The following is a 15,677-nucleotide window of genomic DNA, read 5'->3' as shown; positions in this document are numbered from 1 at the left end:
GTTCACTTAGCGCGCAGTTTTGACTGGTCCACTGTGGCGAGGGAGCTTGCTCCCGCTCGGCCGGTCCGCGCTCGGGCGCAGCAGTCGTAAAGATTCAGGGCCGCTTCGCGCCCCAGCGGGAGCAAGCTCCCTCGCCACAGGGCTCTGCGATCTCAGCACTCAACCGCGCTGACCGCCAACCCACCGCGTGATGTTTCTTTATATTTATCGTGCATGTCGGCGCCGGTATCGCGCATGGTGCGGATCACCCGGTCCAGCGAGATGAAGTGCTGACCGTCGCCGCGCAAGGCCATTTGTGCAGCATTGATCGCCTTCACCGCGGCAATCGCGTTGCGCTCGATGCACGGCACCTGCACCAGCCCGCCGACCGGATCGCACGTCAGGCCAAGGTTATGCTCCAGACCGATTTCCGCCGCGTTGCAGAGTTGCTCCGGCGTCGCCCCAAGAATCTCCGCCAACCCCGCCGCCGCCATCGCGCAAGCCGATCCGACTTCGCCCTGGCAGCCGACTTCAGCGCCGGAAATCGAGGCGTTCTTTTTACACAGGATCCCGACCGCTGCTGCACCAAGGAAATAGTCGACGACGTTAGCGTCCGTCACCGCCTCGCTGAACTTCATGAAGTAGTGCAACACCGCCGGGATGATTCCCGCTGCGCCGTTAGTCGGTGCCGTGACCATCCGCCCGCCTGCCGCATTTTCTTCGTTAACCGCGAGGGCGAACAGGTTGACCCACTCCATGGCGCTCAAGGTCGAGCCGATCACGTTGGGCTTGTTCAGCTCTTGCAGGCTGCGATGCAATTTAGCGGCGCGGCGGCGCACATTCAGGCCACCAGGCAAGATGCCTTCGTGCTTGAGGCCCTGCTCGACGCAGTCCTGCATGGCACGCCAGAGTTTCATCAGGCCGCTGCGGATTTCCTCTTCCGAACGCCAGACCTTTTCGTTCGCCATCATCAACTCGGCGACGCGCAAGTTGTGTTTCTTGCACAGGGCAAGCAGCTCCGCTGCGCTGGAAAAATCGTAAGGCAATACGGTGCTGTCCAGGTCGACGACGCCGCTTGAAGCCTGCGCCTCATCAACGACAAAACCACCGCCGACTGAATAGTAGGTGTCGCGGTGCAACTCAGCGTTTTCGCCTTCAGCCACCAGGGTCATCGCATTGGGATGGAATGGCAGGTTCTCATCGATCAGGCGCATGTCCCGCGCCCAGATGAAGGGCACCGGCAAGCGACCATCGAGCAACAGGGTATGGGTTTCACGCAAGGTGTCGATGCGAATGCCGATTTGCGACGGGTCAATCGCGTCCGGCCATTCACCCATCAAACCCATGATCACCGCATTGTCGCTGCCGTGACCGATGCCGGTAGCCGACAACGAACCGAACAGCTGGACTTCGATCCGGTGCACCTGCTCCAGCAGCCCCTTCTCGCGCAACGATTCGACGAACAACGCCGCAGCGCGCATAGGCCCCACCGTGTGCGAACTAGAGGGGCCAATACCGATTTTGAACAGGTCGAAAACACTGATAGCCATGACTTGCGAGACTCCTCGATGAGCAGATTCCAGGTGTCAAAGCACCCGGTGACGGAGCTGCTACGCTCAAGCTGCGATCCGCCGAGATAACCGCATCATCGGGCTTTTGCGATGTCGTTCGACGTCTCACACCGACGTACCCATGCTCACCAACGCCGCTGGCCGCAGACGGCATGTTTTGGCCGTTTTTTTACAGTTCAGAGGACTAAAAAGCGCTGAATAAAGCTGTAAACGACCTCACCGACACTGGATGCGACCATCCCTGTACTGGATACGACGCACCCTGTAGGCGTCAGAATTTCACTGGTCCATGATCAGTCTCGACTCGATTGCACGGCGCTGTGGTAGAGCAGTCTCCATACGCCGACCAACCGCAACACTCATAAGTGCGGTCAGAACACCGCCCAAAAAAACACTCAGGAGTCCACCCATGAAAATAGGTTCCCCGTCGTTGTTGTTGGCCGCGATGCTGAGTCTGCCGCTTCTGGCTCATGCCGCAGAACCGGCGCAGTGCAGCACCGTAAACTTCTCCGATGTCGGCTGGACCGACATCACCGCCACAACCGCGACCACCAGCGTCGTGCTCGACGCGCTGGGCTACAAGACCAAGACCACCATGATTTCCGTGCCGGTAACCTACAAGTCCCTGGCCGACGGCAAGAACATGGATGTGTTCCTCGGCAACTGGATGCCGACCATGGAAAACGACATCAAGGCCTACCGTGATGCCGGCACCGTGGAAACCGTGCGTACTAATCTCAAAGGCGCCAAGTACACCCTGGCGGTGCCGCAAGCGCTTTACGACAAAGGCCTGCATGACTTCGCCGATATAACCAAATTCAAGAAAGAACTCGACGGCAAAATCTATGGCATCGAGCCGGGTAACGATGGCAACCGCCTGATCCAGAGTATGATCGACAAGAACGCCTTCGGCCTCAAAGACGCTGGTTTCAAAGTGGTCGAGTCCAGCGAAGCCGGCATGCTCTCGCAAGTCGACCGCGCTCAGAAGCGCGATACCGCCGTGGTGTTCCTGGGCTGGGCACCGCACCCGATGAACAAGCGCTTCAAGATCCAGTACCTCACCGGCGGCGATGATTATTTCGGCCCGGATTTCGGTGCGGCGACAGTCCTGACCAACACCCGCAAGGGCTACACCCAGGAATGCAGCAACGTTGGCCAGTTGCTGAAGAATCTGGAGTTCACCGTAGACATGGAAAGCTCGCTGATGGGCAACATCCTGGACGACAAGATGAAACCTGAAGCAGCTGCCAAGGCCTGGCTGAAAAAGAACCCACAGGTACTCGATACCTGGCTCGCTGGCGTGACCACCATTGACGGTAAACCTGGCCTGGAAGCCGTGAAAGCCAAGCTTGCAAAGTAATCGTTGACGCCGGGCGAGTTCGCTCGCCCGGGCTGTTTTTTTCCTCGCATGCGGACGTTCACTACCATGCTGATTGATCAGAAAATCCCTTTAGGCCAGTACATCGCTGCCTTCGTTGAATGGTTGACGCAACACGGCGCCAGCACATTCGATGCGATCGCCACGACACTGGAAACGATGATCCACGGCGTGACGTTTGCGCTGACCTGGTTCAACCCGCTGGCACTGATCGGATTGATCGCACTGCTGGCTCACTTCATCCAACGCAAATGGGGCCTGACCGCTTTCGTGATCGCCTCCTTCCTGCTGATCCTCAATCTGGGTTACTGGCAGGAAACCATGGAAACCCTCGCCCAGGTGCTGTTCGCTACCTTTGTCTGCGTGATCATTGGCGTGCCGTTGGGCATCGTCGCCGCGCACAAACCGATGTTCTACACGATGATGCGTCCGGTGCTCGATCTGATGCAGACCGTACCGACGTTCGTGTACCTCATTCCTACCCTGACCCTGTTCGGTCTGGGTGTGGTCCCGGGTCTGATTTCAACGGTAGTGTTCGCGATTGCCGCGCCTATTCGTCTGACCTACCTGGGCATCCGCGATGTGCCGCAAGAACTGATGGACGCCGGCAAGGCCTTTGGCTGCTCGCGTCGTCAGCTGCTCTCGCGTATTGAACTGCCCCACGCGATGCCAAGCATCGCCGCCGGTATCACCCAGTGCATCATGCTGTCGTTGTCGATGGTGGTGATCGCGGCACTGGTGGGCGCCGATGGCCTGGGCAAACCCGTGGTCAACGCACTGAACACTGCCGATATCGCCCTGGGCTTCGAAGCCGGGTTGGCGATCGTACTGCTGGCGATCATGCTCGACCGTATCTGCAAACAACCCGACGCCAAAGTAGGGGGTGACGCATGAGCATAATTCGCTTCGATAACGTCGACGTTATCTTCTCCAAGGATCCACGCGAGGCCCTCAAGCTGCTGGATCAGGGCATGACCCGCGACCAGATCCTGAAGAAAACCGGGCAAATTGTTGGCGTTGAAAAAGCCAGCCTGGACATCGAGAAAGGCGAAATCTGCGTGCTGATGGGCCTCTCCGGCTCCGGCAAATCCAGCTTGCTGCGCTGCATCAACGGCTTGAACACGGTCAGCCGTGGCAAGCTGTTCGTCGAGCATGAAGGCCGCCAGATCGACATCGCCTCCTGCACCCCGGCCGAGCTGAAAATGATGCGCACCAAACGCATCGCCATGGTGTTCCAGAAGTTCGCCCTGATGCCTTGGCTGACGGTGCGCGAGAACATCAGCTTCGGTCTCGAAATGCAGGGTCGTCCCGAGAAGGAACGTCGCCAGTTGGTCGATGAAAAGCTCGAACTGGTGGGCCTGACCCAATGGCGTAACAAGAAGCCCGACGAACTTTCCGGCGGCATGCAGCAACGTGTGGGCCTGGCCCGCGCGCTGGCGATGGACGCCGACATCCTGCTGATGGACGAACCCTTCTCGGCACTCGACCCGCTGATTCGCCAGGGCCTGCAAGATGAACTGCTGGAACTGCAACGCAAGCTGCACAAGACCATCGTCTTTGTAAGTCACGATCTCGATGAAGCGCTGAAACTCGGCAGCCGCATCGCAATCATGAAAGACGGCCGGATCATCCAGTACAGCAAGCCGGAAGAAATCGTCCTCAACCCGGCCGATGACTATGTGCGGACCTTCGTCGCGCACACCAACCCGCTGAACGTACTGTGCGGTCGCAGCCTGATGCGCACGCTGGACAACTGCAAACGCATCAACGGCTCGGTATGCCTGGATCCGGGTGGCGATTCGTGGCTGGACCTGGCCGAAGGCAACACCATCAAAGGCGCACGCCAGAACGGTTCCAGCCTGGACCTGCAGAACTGGGTACCGGGGCAAGCGGTGGAAGGCCTGGGCCGTCGCCCAACGCTGGTGGACTCGAACATCGGCATGCGCGACGCGCTGCAGATTCGTTATCAGACCGGCAACAAGCTGGTACTGCACGACAACAACAAAGTGGTGGGGATTCTCGGCGACAGCGAGCTGTACCACGCGCTGCTCGGCAAGAACCTGGGGTAAGACAGCAGACACAAAAACGCCGCGAGAGGATCGCGGCGTTTTTGTTAGTGCAACAGTTGGACTGCAAACACAGACTACTGTGGCGAGGGGGCTTGCCCCCGTTGGGTCGCGCAGCGGCCCCAAAATCTGGCACCACGGTGCTTCAGAGAGATCGCGTTATCCGGATTTACGACTGCTGCGCAGTCGAGCGGGGCGTTGCGGCGTTCCGACAAGCCCCCTCACCACAACGGAGCCGCGGTGCAGTTGATGCACCGCGTCACTTAAGTCTTAGCTATAGACACGGCCCAGGAGCTGTCGATGGCTTTCAAACTGATCGAGCACATCACGGGTGATCTGATCCTGAGTGAAACCCATCAAGTCGTACTCCTGGCTGCCGTTGTGCAGGTACACCTCGGCGCGGTAGTAACGCGTGCGCGCTTCATCCGGGTTCGGCGACTCGCTCGGCGCAGCCAGATAGCCGTCCAGGCTCACTTCGTAGACAAACGGATTGCCCTCTTCCATCTCGATCCGCACGCCCATGCAACGCTTGGCTTTACCCAGCAACGTTTGCACGTCCAGCCCCTGAGTACGCAATTGCGCCGCCGCATCTTCCAGCGCCGGGCTGACGTGTTTGTCCATGAAGCGCTGAACGATCGACTGGCTCGGTTGCAGGTCCAGTTGGGTCAGACGCTCGCTGAAACCACGACGACCACGCGCCGCCAGTTCGGCTTGTTCCTGCTCGATCTGCACGTCCTGGCGCATGGCCTTGTGCAAGCCGAACATGAAGAACACCAGCACCACCGAGAACGGCAGACCGGCCAGCACCACCATGGTTTGCATGGCTTCGAAGTTACCGGCGAGCAGCAGGCCAATGGTCACCAGCGTGATCACCACCGACCAGAAGATCCGCAGCCAGTGCGGCGCGTCTTCGTCGACGTTGCCGCCCTTGCAGGACAGGTTCGCCATCATCACCGCGCCGGAGTCGGCCGGGGTCAGGAACAACACGAAGCCGACAAAAATCGACACGCCGATCACGATCTTCGACGCCGGGTAGTGCTCAAGCAGCTGATAGATCGCCATGGACGGCTGTTCCAGCGCCGTCTTCCCGAGCTCCACCGCCCCGTGATTCATCACCAGATCCAGTGCCGAGTTACCGAAGATCGACAACCAGGCCAAGGTGAAGCCCAGCGGAATCAGCAGCACGCCGGCCACCAGTTCACGCACGGTACGACCGCGAGAAATACGCGCGATGAACATGCCTACGAATGGCGCCCAGGAAATCCACCAGGCCCAGTAGAACAGGGTCCACAGGCCCAACCAGCGCTCGGATTTGGCGTTGTCGGCTTCGTACACGTACAGGTCGAAGGTTTTCAGCACCACACCGTTCAGGTAGTCGCCGATGTTCTGCACGAAGCCGTTAAGCAGGTGCAAGGTCGGGCCGAACAGCAGGACGAAAATCAGCAGGCCGCTGAACAGCACGATGTTCAGGTTGGACAGACGGCGGATACCGTTTTCCACGCCCGACACGGCAGCGATGGTCGCCACAGTGCTCATCACGATGATCACGATCAGCAGGTTGGTGTCGCTGTGCGCCATGCCGAACAGGTTCTCAAGACCCGACGACACTTGCAGCGAACCAATCCCCAGGTTGGTCACCAGACCCAGCAGGGTCACGAACATGCCAAAGCCATCCACCGCATGACCGGCCGCGCCTTTGACCCAACGCTCGCCCACCAGCGGATACAGCGCCGAACGCAACGCCAGCGGCTGGTTATGACGGTACGCAAAGTACGCCACGGCCAGACCGACCAAGGCGTAGATCGCCCAGCCATGCAGCCCCCAATGCAGGAACGTCAGCTGTACTGCCTGACGCGCTGCCAGGTTGCTGCCCGCCGCGCCTTCCGGCGGATTGAAGTAGTGATCCAGCGGTTCGGATGCACCGAAGTACAGCAGCGAGATACCGATACCGGACGAGAACAGCATCCCGGCCCAGGCGCCATAGCTGAAGTCCGGGGTATCGTCCTTGCTACCCAGCTTGAGCTTGCCGTAGGACGAGAACGCCAGGCCGACGACGAATACCAAATAGGCGGCGATCACCACCATGTAGTACCAGCCGAAGCTGCGCGACAACCACGCCTGAGCGATCCCCAGCATTCTCCCGGCTTCTTGCGGCGCGGCGATGAGGATGGCGGTCAGCAGCAGGATCAATGCGGTCGAGGTGTAGAACACCCAACCGTTGACCGTCACCTTCTCGGGTGGGGTCTTTATAAGAGAGGCAGAACTCATTGCACAGATGCTCCAGGCAGTGCGAGAGAAAGACACAAGGCAAAGCAGTACCCGACCAATCGGTTAGTTGGCAGCCGACCTGCGGGTGATATAAAGACACCCCGAAAAAAGCCCGAAACCGCGGCAGCCGTGTTGAAAACCGACCTCGAAGATCGCGCGCGCGTACATGACGCAGCGCATGACCCTGAGCGTCTTGCCCATACAACGCGTCCATTGAAATCGGTTCGCAGCATGCCCTGTGCGGGTTTCGAGCATTTTTCGGATGTCGTTTTTCCGCCAACCACATGTAGGAAAAACCTGTAGGCAGCGACGATTTGTCGCAGATCTTATTCTTTGTTGATTGAACGTTCAATCAAAACAAAATAGACTGGCCCTCAATCCGGTAGCCGTTTTTCGCCCACCGGGAGGCCTAAGGAGATGTGCAAGATGCCCAAGGTCGGTATGCAACCCATCCGCCGTCAGCAGTTGATCGAAGCCACATTGCAGGCCGTCGATCGAGTCGGGATGGGGGACGCCAGCATTGCGCTGATCGCCCGTTTGGCTGGTGTCTCGAATGGCATCATCAGTCACTATTTTCAGGACAAGAATGGCCTGATCGCCGCCACGATGCGGTATCTGATGAGCGTCCTCAGCGAGAACGTCACCGCGCGCCGCCTGGCGCTGGGAGATAACAGCCCGCGGGCTCATCTTCAGGTGATTATCGAAGGCAACTTCGACGCCAGCCAGGTCAATGGCCCGGCAATGAAAACCTGGTTGGCCTTCTGGGCAACCAGCATGCACCAACCGTCTTTACACAGGTTGCAGCGGATCAACGATCACCGCCTGTATTCCAACCTGTGCTGCGAGTTCCGCCGAGTGCTGCCGCTTGATCAGGCACGCAACGCAGCACGCGGGCTGGCGGCTCTGATTGACGGTTTGTGGTTGCGCGGCGCGCTGTCGGGAGACGCTTTCGACACCGAGCAGGCGCAACGAATCGCTTACGAATATATGGATATCCAACTGGCTAAACAGGAGCTGCTAGAGCACACATAACCGCTCGGCCCCTGAACGGCGACTGATCAACGTGCCCAGGTTTTACGGCACGTCCAGTGGCTGACGCCAATAACTAAATGCACTTGCGAGGACTCTATGGCCCGTTTCGAACTGCAAAAACTCTACATCGACGGCGGTTACTCCGACGCCAGCGGCGACGCCACCTTCGAAGCCATCAACCCGGCTAACGGTGAAGTTCTCGCCACAGTGCAACGTGCAACCTTCGCCGACGTCGAGCGCGCTGTCGTCAGCGCCGAAAAGGGCCAGAAAATCTGGGCCGCGATGACGGCCATGGAGCGTTCGCGCATCCTGCGTCGCGCCGTAGAAATCCTGCGCGAGCGCAACGATGAACTGGCCGCACTGGAAACCCTGGACACCGGCAAGGCGTACTCCGAAACCCGCTACGTCGACATCGTTACCGGCGCTGACGTACTGGAATACTACGCAGGCCTGGTGCCAGCCATCGAAGGCGAACAAATCCCGCTGCGCACCACCTCGTTCGTCTACACCCGTCGCGAGCCTCTGGGCATCGTGGCCGGTATCGGCGCGTGGAACTACCCGATCCAGATCGCCCTGTGGAAATCCGCTCCAGCCCTGGCGGCCGGTAACGCGATGATCTTCAAGCCAAGCGAAGTCACTTCCCTGACCACCTTGAAACTGGCTGAGATCTACACCGAAGCGGGCCTGCCAGCAGGCGTGTTCAACGTTCTGACCGGTAGCGGCCGTGAAGTCGGCACCTGGCTGACCGAGCACCCACGCATCGAAAAAATCTCCTTCACCGGCGGCACCGACACCGGCAAGAAGGTCATGGCCAGCGCTTCCGGCTCGTCCTTGAAAGACGTGACCATGGAACTGGGCGGCAAATCCCCGCTGATCATTTTCGACGACGCCGACCTCGATCGCGCCGCCGACACCGCGATGATGGCCAACTTCTACAGCTCCGGCCAGGTCTGCACCAACGGCACTCGCGTGTTCGTACCGAGCCACCTGAAAGCCGCTTTCGAAGCCAAGATCGTGGAACGTGTTGCGCGCATCCGCGTCGGCAACCCGGAAGACGAAAACACCAACTTCGGCCCGCTGGTCAGCTTCGCCCACATGGAAAGTGTGCTCGGCTACATCGCCAAAGGTAAGGAAGAAGGCGCGCGCCTGCTGTGCGGCGGCGAGCGTCTGACCGAAGGCGAATTCGCCAAAGGCGCCTTCGTGGCACCGACCGTGTTCACCGACTGCACCGACGAGATGACCATCGTTCGTGAAGAAATCTTTGGCCCGGTGATGAGCATCCTCACCTACGAAACCGAAGACGAAGTGATCCGCCGCGCCAACGACACCGAGTTCGGCTTGGCTGCCGGCGTCGTGACCCGCGACCTGAACCGCGCTCACCGCGTGATTCATCAACTGGAAGCCGGTATCTGCTGGATCAACGCCTGGGGCGAGTCCGACGCCAAGATGCCGGTCGGCGGCTACAAGCAGTCGGGCGTGGGCCGTGAGAACGGCATCAGCTCGCTGAACAACTTCACCCGCATCAAATCGGTACAGGTCGAGCTGGGCGATTACGCCTCGGTGTTCTGATCTGACGCACAACCTGTGGCTGGGGCCTTTTGTGGCGAGGGAGCTTGCTCCCGCTGGGCCGCGAAGCGGCCCCAACCCAGGCGCTGTGTTTCTTCAGACAAATCACAGTCGCTGATTTTGCGACTGCTGCGCAGCCGAGCGGGAGCAAGCTCCCTCGCCACAATTGGGTGGCGCCAGGCTCGCGACCTGACCACAATTCAAGAGGGTGCATTCAATGTCCCACGAATACGACTACATCATCATCGGGGCCGGCTCTGCCGGTAACACCCTGGCGACCCGTCTGACTGAAGACGCGGGCGTCACCGTCCTGCTGCTCGAAGCCGGCGGCCCGGACTACCGTTTAGATTTCCGCACGCAAATGCCTGCGGCACTGGCGTTCCCGCTGCAAGGCCGTCGCTACAACTGGGCCTACGAGACCGATCCGGAGCCACACATGGACGGCCGCCGGATGGAATGCGGTCGCGGCAAGGGCCTGGGCGGTTCTTCGCTGATCAACGGCATGTGCTACATCCGCGGTAATGCCATGGACTACGATGGCTGGGCGAAAAACCCTGGCCTGGAAGACTGGACCTACCTGGACTGCCTGCCGTATTTCCGCAAAGCGGAAACCCGCGACATCGGCCCGAACGACTACCACGGTGGCGAAGGCCCGGTCAGCGTGACCACGCCTAAAGCCGGCAACAACCCGCTGTTCCACGCGATGGTTGAAGCAGGCGTACAAGCCGGTTACCCGCGTACCGAAGACCTGAACGGCTACCAGCAGGAAGGTTTCGGTCCGATGGACCGTACCGTAACGCCTAAAGGCCGTCGCTCCAGCACCGCGCGCGGCTACCTGGACATCGCCAAAAAGCGTTCGACGCTGAACATCGTCACCCACGCCCTGACCGACAAGATTCTGTTCGAAGGCAAGCGTGCGATCGGCGTACGTTACCTGGTGGGCAGCGCCGAAGAACCTGTTGAAGCCCGTGCACGCAAAGAAGTGTTGCTGTGCAGCGGCGCGATTGCTTCGCCGCAAATCCTCCAACGCTCCGGCGTCGGCCCGGCCAAGCTGCTCAAGAGCCTCGACATTCCGGTGGTTCACGATCTGCCAGGCGTCGGCGAGAACCTGCAGGACCACCTGGAGCTGTACCTGCAATACGCGTGCACCCAGCCGGTTTCGCTATACCCGTCGCTGCTCTGGTACAACCAGCCGGCCATTGGTGCCGAGTGGTTGTTCAATGGCACCGGTATCGGCGCCAGCAACCAGTTCGAGGCTGGCGGTTTTATCCGTACGCGTCCGGACTTCGAATGGCCGAACATTCAGTACCACTTCCTGCCGGTGGCGATTAACTACAACGGCAGCAACGGCGTGAAAGAGCACGGTTTCCAGGCGCACATGGGCTCCATGCGTTCGCCAAGCCGTGGCCGCATCCAGGTCAAATCCAAGGATCCGCGCCAGCACCCGAGCATCCTGTTCAACTACATGGCCACCGAGCAAGACTGGCAGGAATTCCGTGACGGCATCCGCCTGACCCGTGAAATCATGCAGCAGCCGGCACTCGACGCGTTCCGTGGTCGCGAGCTGAGCCCAGGCATCGAAGTGCAAACCGATGAGCAACTCGACAAGTTCATCCGTGAACACGCCGAAACCGCGTTCCACCCGTCCTGCTCGTGCAAAATGGGCACCGACGAAATGGCCGTGGTCGATGGCCAGGGTCGCGTCCACGGAATGCAGGGTCTGCGTGTGGTCGATGCCTCGATCATGCCGCTGATCACCACCGGTAACCTGAACGCGCCAACGATCATGATCGCCGAGAAAATCGCCGACAAGATCCGTGGTCGTCAGCCACTGCCACGCAGCAAGGCCAAATACTACGTCGCGGGCGACGCCCCGGTGCGTGGCAAGCCGTTGCGTGAAGTGGGCCCTACCGCGCAGTAACACCGCGCCTGCGGCGCATCGCGAGCAGGCTCGCTCCCACATTGGATTTGCATCGAATCGCTATTTAGCGTTCAACACAGATCAAGTGTGGGAGCTTGCTCGCGATGGCTTTCTAGCAAACAACACACCTCTCCCCGCCTTACATCCTTCCCACACCGCTTCACCCTTGATCCCACCCCCCGCGCAGGCCTACTCTAGTCACCGCGCAAACGTTTTACCCCCCCGCCCCCATCGACAAGCCGCCACCTGGCTGGCCACGAGGCTTACTCATGTTTGATGTCGTGTCTTCGAGCAAATGGCCCACCGGCTACCTGATCAACCCCAACGTAGAACCCCTCGATCCGAAATGGCTGAAGGAATTCAGCAAGATCCCCGCCGCCGCCGTCAGCGACTGCCTGGGTCGCAACGTCGGTGGCCTGGGTTTGAAAGCCTTCCACGGCAATGCGCCGATGCTCGGCAGTGCGCTGACGGTTCGCGTGCGCCCCGGCGACAACCTGATGATCCTCAAAGCCATGCAGATGGCCCGCCCGGGCGATGTGCTGGTGATCGACGGCAGCGCCGACCTGACCCGCGCGGTGTTCGGCGGCATCATGCGCGCCATGGCCCTCAAGGCCGGGATCGTCGGCGTGGTGATCAACGGCGCCCTGCGTGACCTCGACGAGTGGCAAACCGGTGAACTGCCGGCCTACGCCATCGGCGGCGTACACCGTGGCCCGAGCACCGACGGTGGCGGCGAAATCAACGTACCGATCTCCTGCGCTGGCATGCTGGTTGCTCCTGGTGACCTGATGATTGGCGACGGTGACGGCGTGGTAGCTGCCTCGCGCAGCGAACTGCCGGAACTGCTGGTGCGTTGCCACGACCTGCTGGCGCGGGAACAGGCTACGCTTGCGGCTATCGAAGCCGGAACGCTGGACCCGGATCGTTTCGACGCCATCCTGCGCGCCAAGGGTTGCCCGGTTTAACTGCCAAAGGCATCGCGGGCAAGCCTTGCTCCTACGGTTTTGTGGTTAATCTCACATCGATGATTCAACCCTGAACCTGTAGGAGCGAGGCTTGCCCGCGATGAGTCCCTCAAGGTCGCCGCTTCTCACAAGGAGGTTCCTCGCATGTTCGATTTCCACCCCCAGCTCAAGCAGCGCTTCGCTGCCTTGCGCACGGGCGCCGAGTTTTTTTCGCTGCGCTATGTGCGCGAGTCGGGTCAGTACCTGTCGGTACGCAAAAACGTTGCCGAGCCTCCAAGCCTGAGTCGCGATGAAGGGGCGATGCTGACTGCACGGGTCAATGGCGTCGAAGCCTATGCCGCGACCAACGACCTGTCGCCATCCGGCCTGCAAGCCGCCCTCGACCGCGCCGAACGACAGGCCCGTTCGATTGCCGCCCATGCCCTGCTCGACCTGCGCCAGCAGCCGGTTTCCAGCGAGCGCGCCGATTACCTGTCACCGAATCTGGAACAACCCTTCCCGTCCCTCAGCGATTGCTACCAACTGCTCGGCGCCGAATCCGCCGCCGTGCCCAAGGACGAGCGACTGGTGAACTGGCAGGTCAGCATCGGCATCACCCATGTCGAGCAGATCTACCTCAACAGCGCCGGCGCCGAACTGCGTCAGGCACAACGCTTCGTCTACCCGGGGCTGGATGTCACCGCCTACGACGGTAACGACAGCCAGACCCGCAGCCTGGGCCGCGAAAACTTCGGCCAGCAAGGTGGCGCGGACGTGATCAGCCGCTGCGGCCTGATTGGCGCCGGCCCGCACGTCGCCGACCAGGCGCTGCAATTGCTGCTGGCACCCAACACTCCGCAAGGCAAACGCGACCTGCTGCTGATGCCGGACCAGATGATGCTGCAGATCCACGAGTCCATCGGCCACCCGCTGGAACTGGACCGCATCCTCGGCGACGAGCGCAATTACGCCGGCACCAGTTTCGTCAACACCAGTGATTTCGGCAGCCTGCAATACGGCTCCAAACTGCTCAATGTGACCTTCGACCCGGACATTCCCGAGCAGCTCGCCAGCTATGGTCATGACGACGATGGCACGGCGGCGAGCAAACAATTCCTGATCCACGAAGGCTTGCTGATCCGTCCGCTGGGTGGTGCGCTGTCGCAATTTCGTGCGGGCCTCGACGGCGTCGCCAACAGCCGCGCCTGCGGCTGGAACCGTCCGCCCATCGACCGCATGGCCAATCTCAACATCGAGCCTGGCGACCAGTCGCTCGAACAGCTGATCAGCGGCATTGAACACGGCGTGCTGATGTCGACTAACCGCTCATGGTCAATTGACGATGCGCGGAATAAATTCCAGTTCGGCTGCGAGTGGGGCCAGTTGATTGAAAACGGCGAACTCAAAGGCGTGGTGAAGAACCCGAACTACCGAGGCATTTCCGCGCAGTTCTGGCGCAACCTCAGCGCCGTTGGCGACACCAGCACCTTCAAGGTGCTGGGCACGCCGAACTGCGGTAAAGGCGAACCGAACCAGGTGATCCGCGTCGGCCATGCCTCACCGGCCTGCGTGTTCAGCAACATTGATGTGTTTGGAGGAGACGCCTGATGAGTACGACGTTGAGTCAGGTCGAGCAATTCAAAGGACTGGTGGCCTGGTTGCGCAGCGAGGTGCGCGAGCCTGAGCAATTCACCCTGAGCTACGCCGCCGAATCGTCGGCGTTTGTGCGCTTCAACCACGCCAAGGTGCGTCAGGCTGGCCAGGTCCAGCAAGCCAGCGTCGGTTTCAAATTGATCAATGACGGTCGACACGCGGACCTGAGCATCACCCTCGCCGGTGATCCCGAGGTCGACCTTCAGCGCCTGGCCGAAGGTCTGCAACAGCTGCGCGAGACCCTGCCGCTGTTACCGCAGGATCCGTATCTGCTGCTCAACCACACCGGCTGGCAGAGCAAGAACATTCAGGATCACCCATTACCGGACACCGAGCAGGTGGTTGCCGAAATCGCCCGCGCTGCCGAAGGGCTCGATCTGGTTGGCTTCTACGCCGCCGGGCCGATCAGCCGGGGTTTCGCCAGTTCATCCGGTGCCTTTGGCTGGCATCAGGCCAACAGCTTCAATTTCGACTTCAGCCTGTTCCACGCCAACGGCCAGGCGGTGAAAGCCAGCTACGCCGGGCACGACTGGAACAGCGAAGGTTTCGCCAAACGCTTCCAGCAGGCCCGCGAGCAACTGGAGTTCTTGGGGCGGCCACTGCGCACGTTGGCGCCGGGTCAATACCGCGCCTATCTGGCGCCAGCCGCTTTGGAGGAGATCGTCGGCATGCTCTGCTGGGGTGGTTTCTCCGCGCAGTCGATTGCCAGCAAAAGCAGCCCGCTGCAAAAACTCTACGCGGGTGATAGCGCGTTCAGCCCATTGCTCTCGCTGGATGAAAAAGTCAGCGGTTCCCTGAGCCCGGCGTTTTCCGGCGAAGGCTACCCGCGCAGCGATCTCGGGTTGATCGTTGCAGGCAAGGCGGGCGAGCGGCTGGTGGGTTCGCGCAGTGCCGCCGAATATGGCCTGACTGCCAACGGTGCCGGTGGCGGTGAGTCACCAAGCGCGTTGAACATGGCCGCCGGTGTATTGCCGGAAGCCGAGATTCTCAAGCAGCTCGGCACTGGCCTGTACATCAGCAACCTGTGGTACCTGAATTACTCGGACCAACCGGCCGCACGCTTGACCGGCATGACCCGCTTCGCGACCTTCTGGGTCGAAAACGGCGAGATTCAGGCACCGGTCAGCACCATGCGCTTCGATGACAGCGCCTACAGCCTGCTCGGTTCGCAGCTGGAAGCACTGACGAGTGAGCGTGAGCTGATTCTGTCGCCCAGCACCTACAGCCAGCGCAACACGGCTTCGGCGGTGTTGCCGGGAGCGCTGGTCAGCCGCCTGACGTTGACCCTGTAAACACATA

12 protein-coding genes are annotated in these 15,677 nt (G+C 60.6%); 9 read left to right on the top strand and 3 right to left on the bottom strand.

Annotation, left to right across the window (positions count from 1 at the left end):
- Positions 1-152 precede the first annotated feature (152 nt).
- Entirely contained in the window at positions 153-1,529 is a 1,377-nt protein-coding gene (locus AC1RJ3_RS07085; protein ID WP_054594389.1) for an L-serine ammonia-lyase, read from the bottom strand.
- A 430-nt stretch (positions 1,530-1,959) separates the two neighbouring features.
- Between AC1RJ3_RS07085 and AC1RJ3_RS07080 the strand changes: the two genes are divergently transcribed.
- From AC1RJ3_RS07080 to choV, 3 genes are all read left to right on the top strand, one after another.
- A complete protein-coding gene (locus AC1RJ3_RS07080; RefSeq protein ID WP_019694015.1) occupies positions 1,960-2,910 on the top strand; it encodes a choline ABC transporter substrate-binding protein in 951 nt (316 codons plus the stop codon).
- 66 nt (positions 2,911-2,976) lie between these two features.
- Entirely contained in the window at positions 2,977-3,822 is an 846-nt protein-coding gene (gene choW / locus AC1RJ3_RS07075) for a choline ABC transporter permease subunit (protein WP_054594390.1), read from the top strand.
- The gene (choV, locus tag AC1RJ3_RS07070; RefSeq protein ID WP_054594391.1) at positions 3,819-4,997 is read left to right on the top strand and encodes a choline ABC transporter ATP-binding protein; all 1,179 of its coding nucleotides are present in this window, start codon (positions 3,819-3,821) and stop codon (positions 4,995-4,997) included. The genes choW and choV overlap by 4 nt, the downstream gene beginning before the upstream one ends.
- Before the next feature lie 267 nt (positions 4,998-5,264).
- Here choV and AC1RJ3_RS07065 read toward each other — a convergent pair whose 3' ends face one another.
- Together AC1RJ3_RS07065 and AC1RJ3_RS07060 are read right to left on the bottom strand one after the other, a co-directional pair.
- Complete coding sequence (locus AC1RJ3_RS07065) at positions 5,265-7,205, bottom strand: BCCT family transporter (RefSeq protein WP_371917630.1); 1,941 nt, start codon at positions 7,203-7,205, stop codon at positions 5,265-5,267.
- Between the two features lie 120 nt (positions 7,206-7,325).
- A complete protein-coding gene (locus AC1RJ3_RS07060; protein ID WP_493078134.1) occupies positions 7,326-7,463 on the bottom strand; it encodes a hypothetical protein in 138 nt (45 codons plus the stop codon).
- A gap of 225 nt (positions 7,464-7,688) precedes the next feature.
- Here AC1RJ3_RS07060 and betI point away from each other — a divergent pair, with 225 nt between their 5' ends.
- The 6 genes from betI to AC1RJ3_RS07030 all read left to right on the top strand — a co-directional run bounded on the left by betI (position 7,689) and on the right by AC1RJ3_RS07030 (position 15,670).
- A complete protein-coding gene (gene betI / locus AC1RJ3_RS07055) occupies positions 7,689-8,294 on the top strand; it encodes a transcriptional regulator BetI (RefSeq protein WP_054594393.1) in 606 nt (201 codons plus the stop codon).
- A gap of 96 nt (positions 8,295-8,390) precedes the next feature.
- Positions 8,391-9,863, top strand: coding sequence for a betaine-aldehyde dehydrogenase (gene betB / locus AC1RJ3_RS07050; protein ID WP_493078132.1), 1,473 nt, complete (start codon positions 8,391-8,393; stop codon positions 9,861-9,863).
- 214 nt (positions 9,864-10,077) lie between these two features.
- Positions 10,078-11,781 carry a choline dehydrogenase gene (gene betA, locus AC1RJ3_RS07045; RefSeq protein ID WP_054594395.1) on the top strand — a complete coding sequence of 568 codons (1,704 nt, stop codon included), beginning with the start codon at positions 10,078-10,080 and terminating at the stop codon, positions 11,779-11,781.
- A gap of 269 nt (positions 11,782-12,050) precedes the next feature.
- Positions 12,051-12,746 carry an RraA family protein gene (locus AC1RJ3_RS07040; protein ID WP_054594399.1) on the top strand — a complete coding sequence of 232 codons (696 nt, stop codon included), beginning with the start codon at positions 12,051-12,053 and terminating at the stop codon, positions 12,744-12,746.
- A gap of 144 nt (positions 12,747-12,890) precedes the next feature.
- The gene (locus AC1RJ3_RS07035) at positions 12,891-14,333 is read left to right on the top strand and encodes a TldD/PmbA family protein (RefSeq protein ID WP_493078129.1); all 1,443 of its coding nucleotides are present in this window, start codon (positions 12,891-12,893) and stop codon (positions 14,331-14,333) included.
- Complete coding sequence (locus tag AC1RJ3_RS07030; protein ID WP_493078127.1) at positions 14,333-15,670, top strand: TldD/PmbA family protein; 1,338 nt, start codon at positions 14,333-14,335, stop codon at positions 15,668-15,670. Before AC1RJ3_RS07035 ends, AC1RJ3_RS07030 begins: the two co-directional genes overlap by 1 nt.
- Positions 15,671-15,677 lie beyond the last annotated feature (7 nt).

The organism is Pseudomonas sp. GW822-FHT04C11 (assembly GCF_058800905.1).
This window is presented reverse-complemented; position numbering and strand designations above follow the sequence as displayed.

Coding starts and splice junctions, on each gene's coding strand:
- AC1RJ3_RS07080 (WP_019694015.1), top strand. CDS start 1,960: ATGAAAATAGGTTCCCCGTCGTTGTTGTTGGCCGCGATGCTGAGTCTG.
- AC1RJ3_RS07085 (WP_054594389.1), bottom strand. CDS start 1,529: ATGGCTATCAGTGTTTTCGACCTGTTCAAAATCGGTATTGGCCCCTCT.
- AC1RJ3_RS07040 (WP_054594399.1), top strand. CDS start 12,051: ATGTTTGATGTCGTGTCTTCGAGCAAATGGCCCACCGGCTACCTGATC.
- choW (WP_054594390.1), top strand. CDS start 2,977: ATGCTGATTGATCAGAAAATCCCTTTAGGCCAGTACATCGCTGCCTTC.
- betB (WP_493078132.1), top strand. CDS start 8,391: ATGGCCCGTTTCGAACTGCAAAAACTCTACATCGACGGCGGTTACTCC.
- choV (WP_054594391.1), top strand. CDS start 3,819: ATGAGCATAATTCGCTTCGATAACGTCGACGTTATCTTCTCCAAGGAT.
- AC1RJ3_RS07030 (WP_493078127.1), top strand. CDS start 14,333: ATGAGTACGACGTTGAGTCAGGTCGAGCAATTCAAAGGACTGGTGGCC.
- AC1RJ3_RS07060 (WP_493078134.1), bottom strand. CDS start 7,463: ATGGGCAAGACGCTCAGGGTCATGCGCTGCGTCATGTACGCGCGCGCG.
- betA (WP_054594395.1), top strand. CDS start 10,078: ATGTCCCACGAATACGACTACATCATCATCGGGGCCGGCTCTGCCGGT.
- AC1RJ3_RS07035 (WP_493078129.1), top strand. CDS start 12,891: ATGTTCGATTTCCACCCCCAGCTCAAGCAGCGCTTCGCTGCCTTGCGC.
- betI (WP_054594393.1), top strand. CDS start 7,689: ATGCCCAAGGTCGGTATGCAACCCATCCGCCGTCAGCAGTTGATCGAA.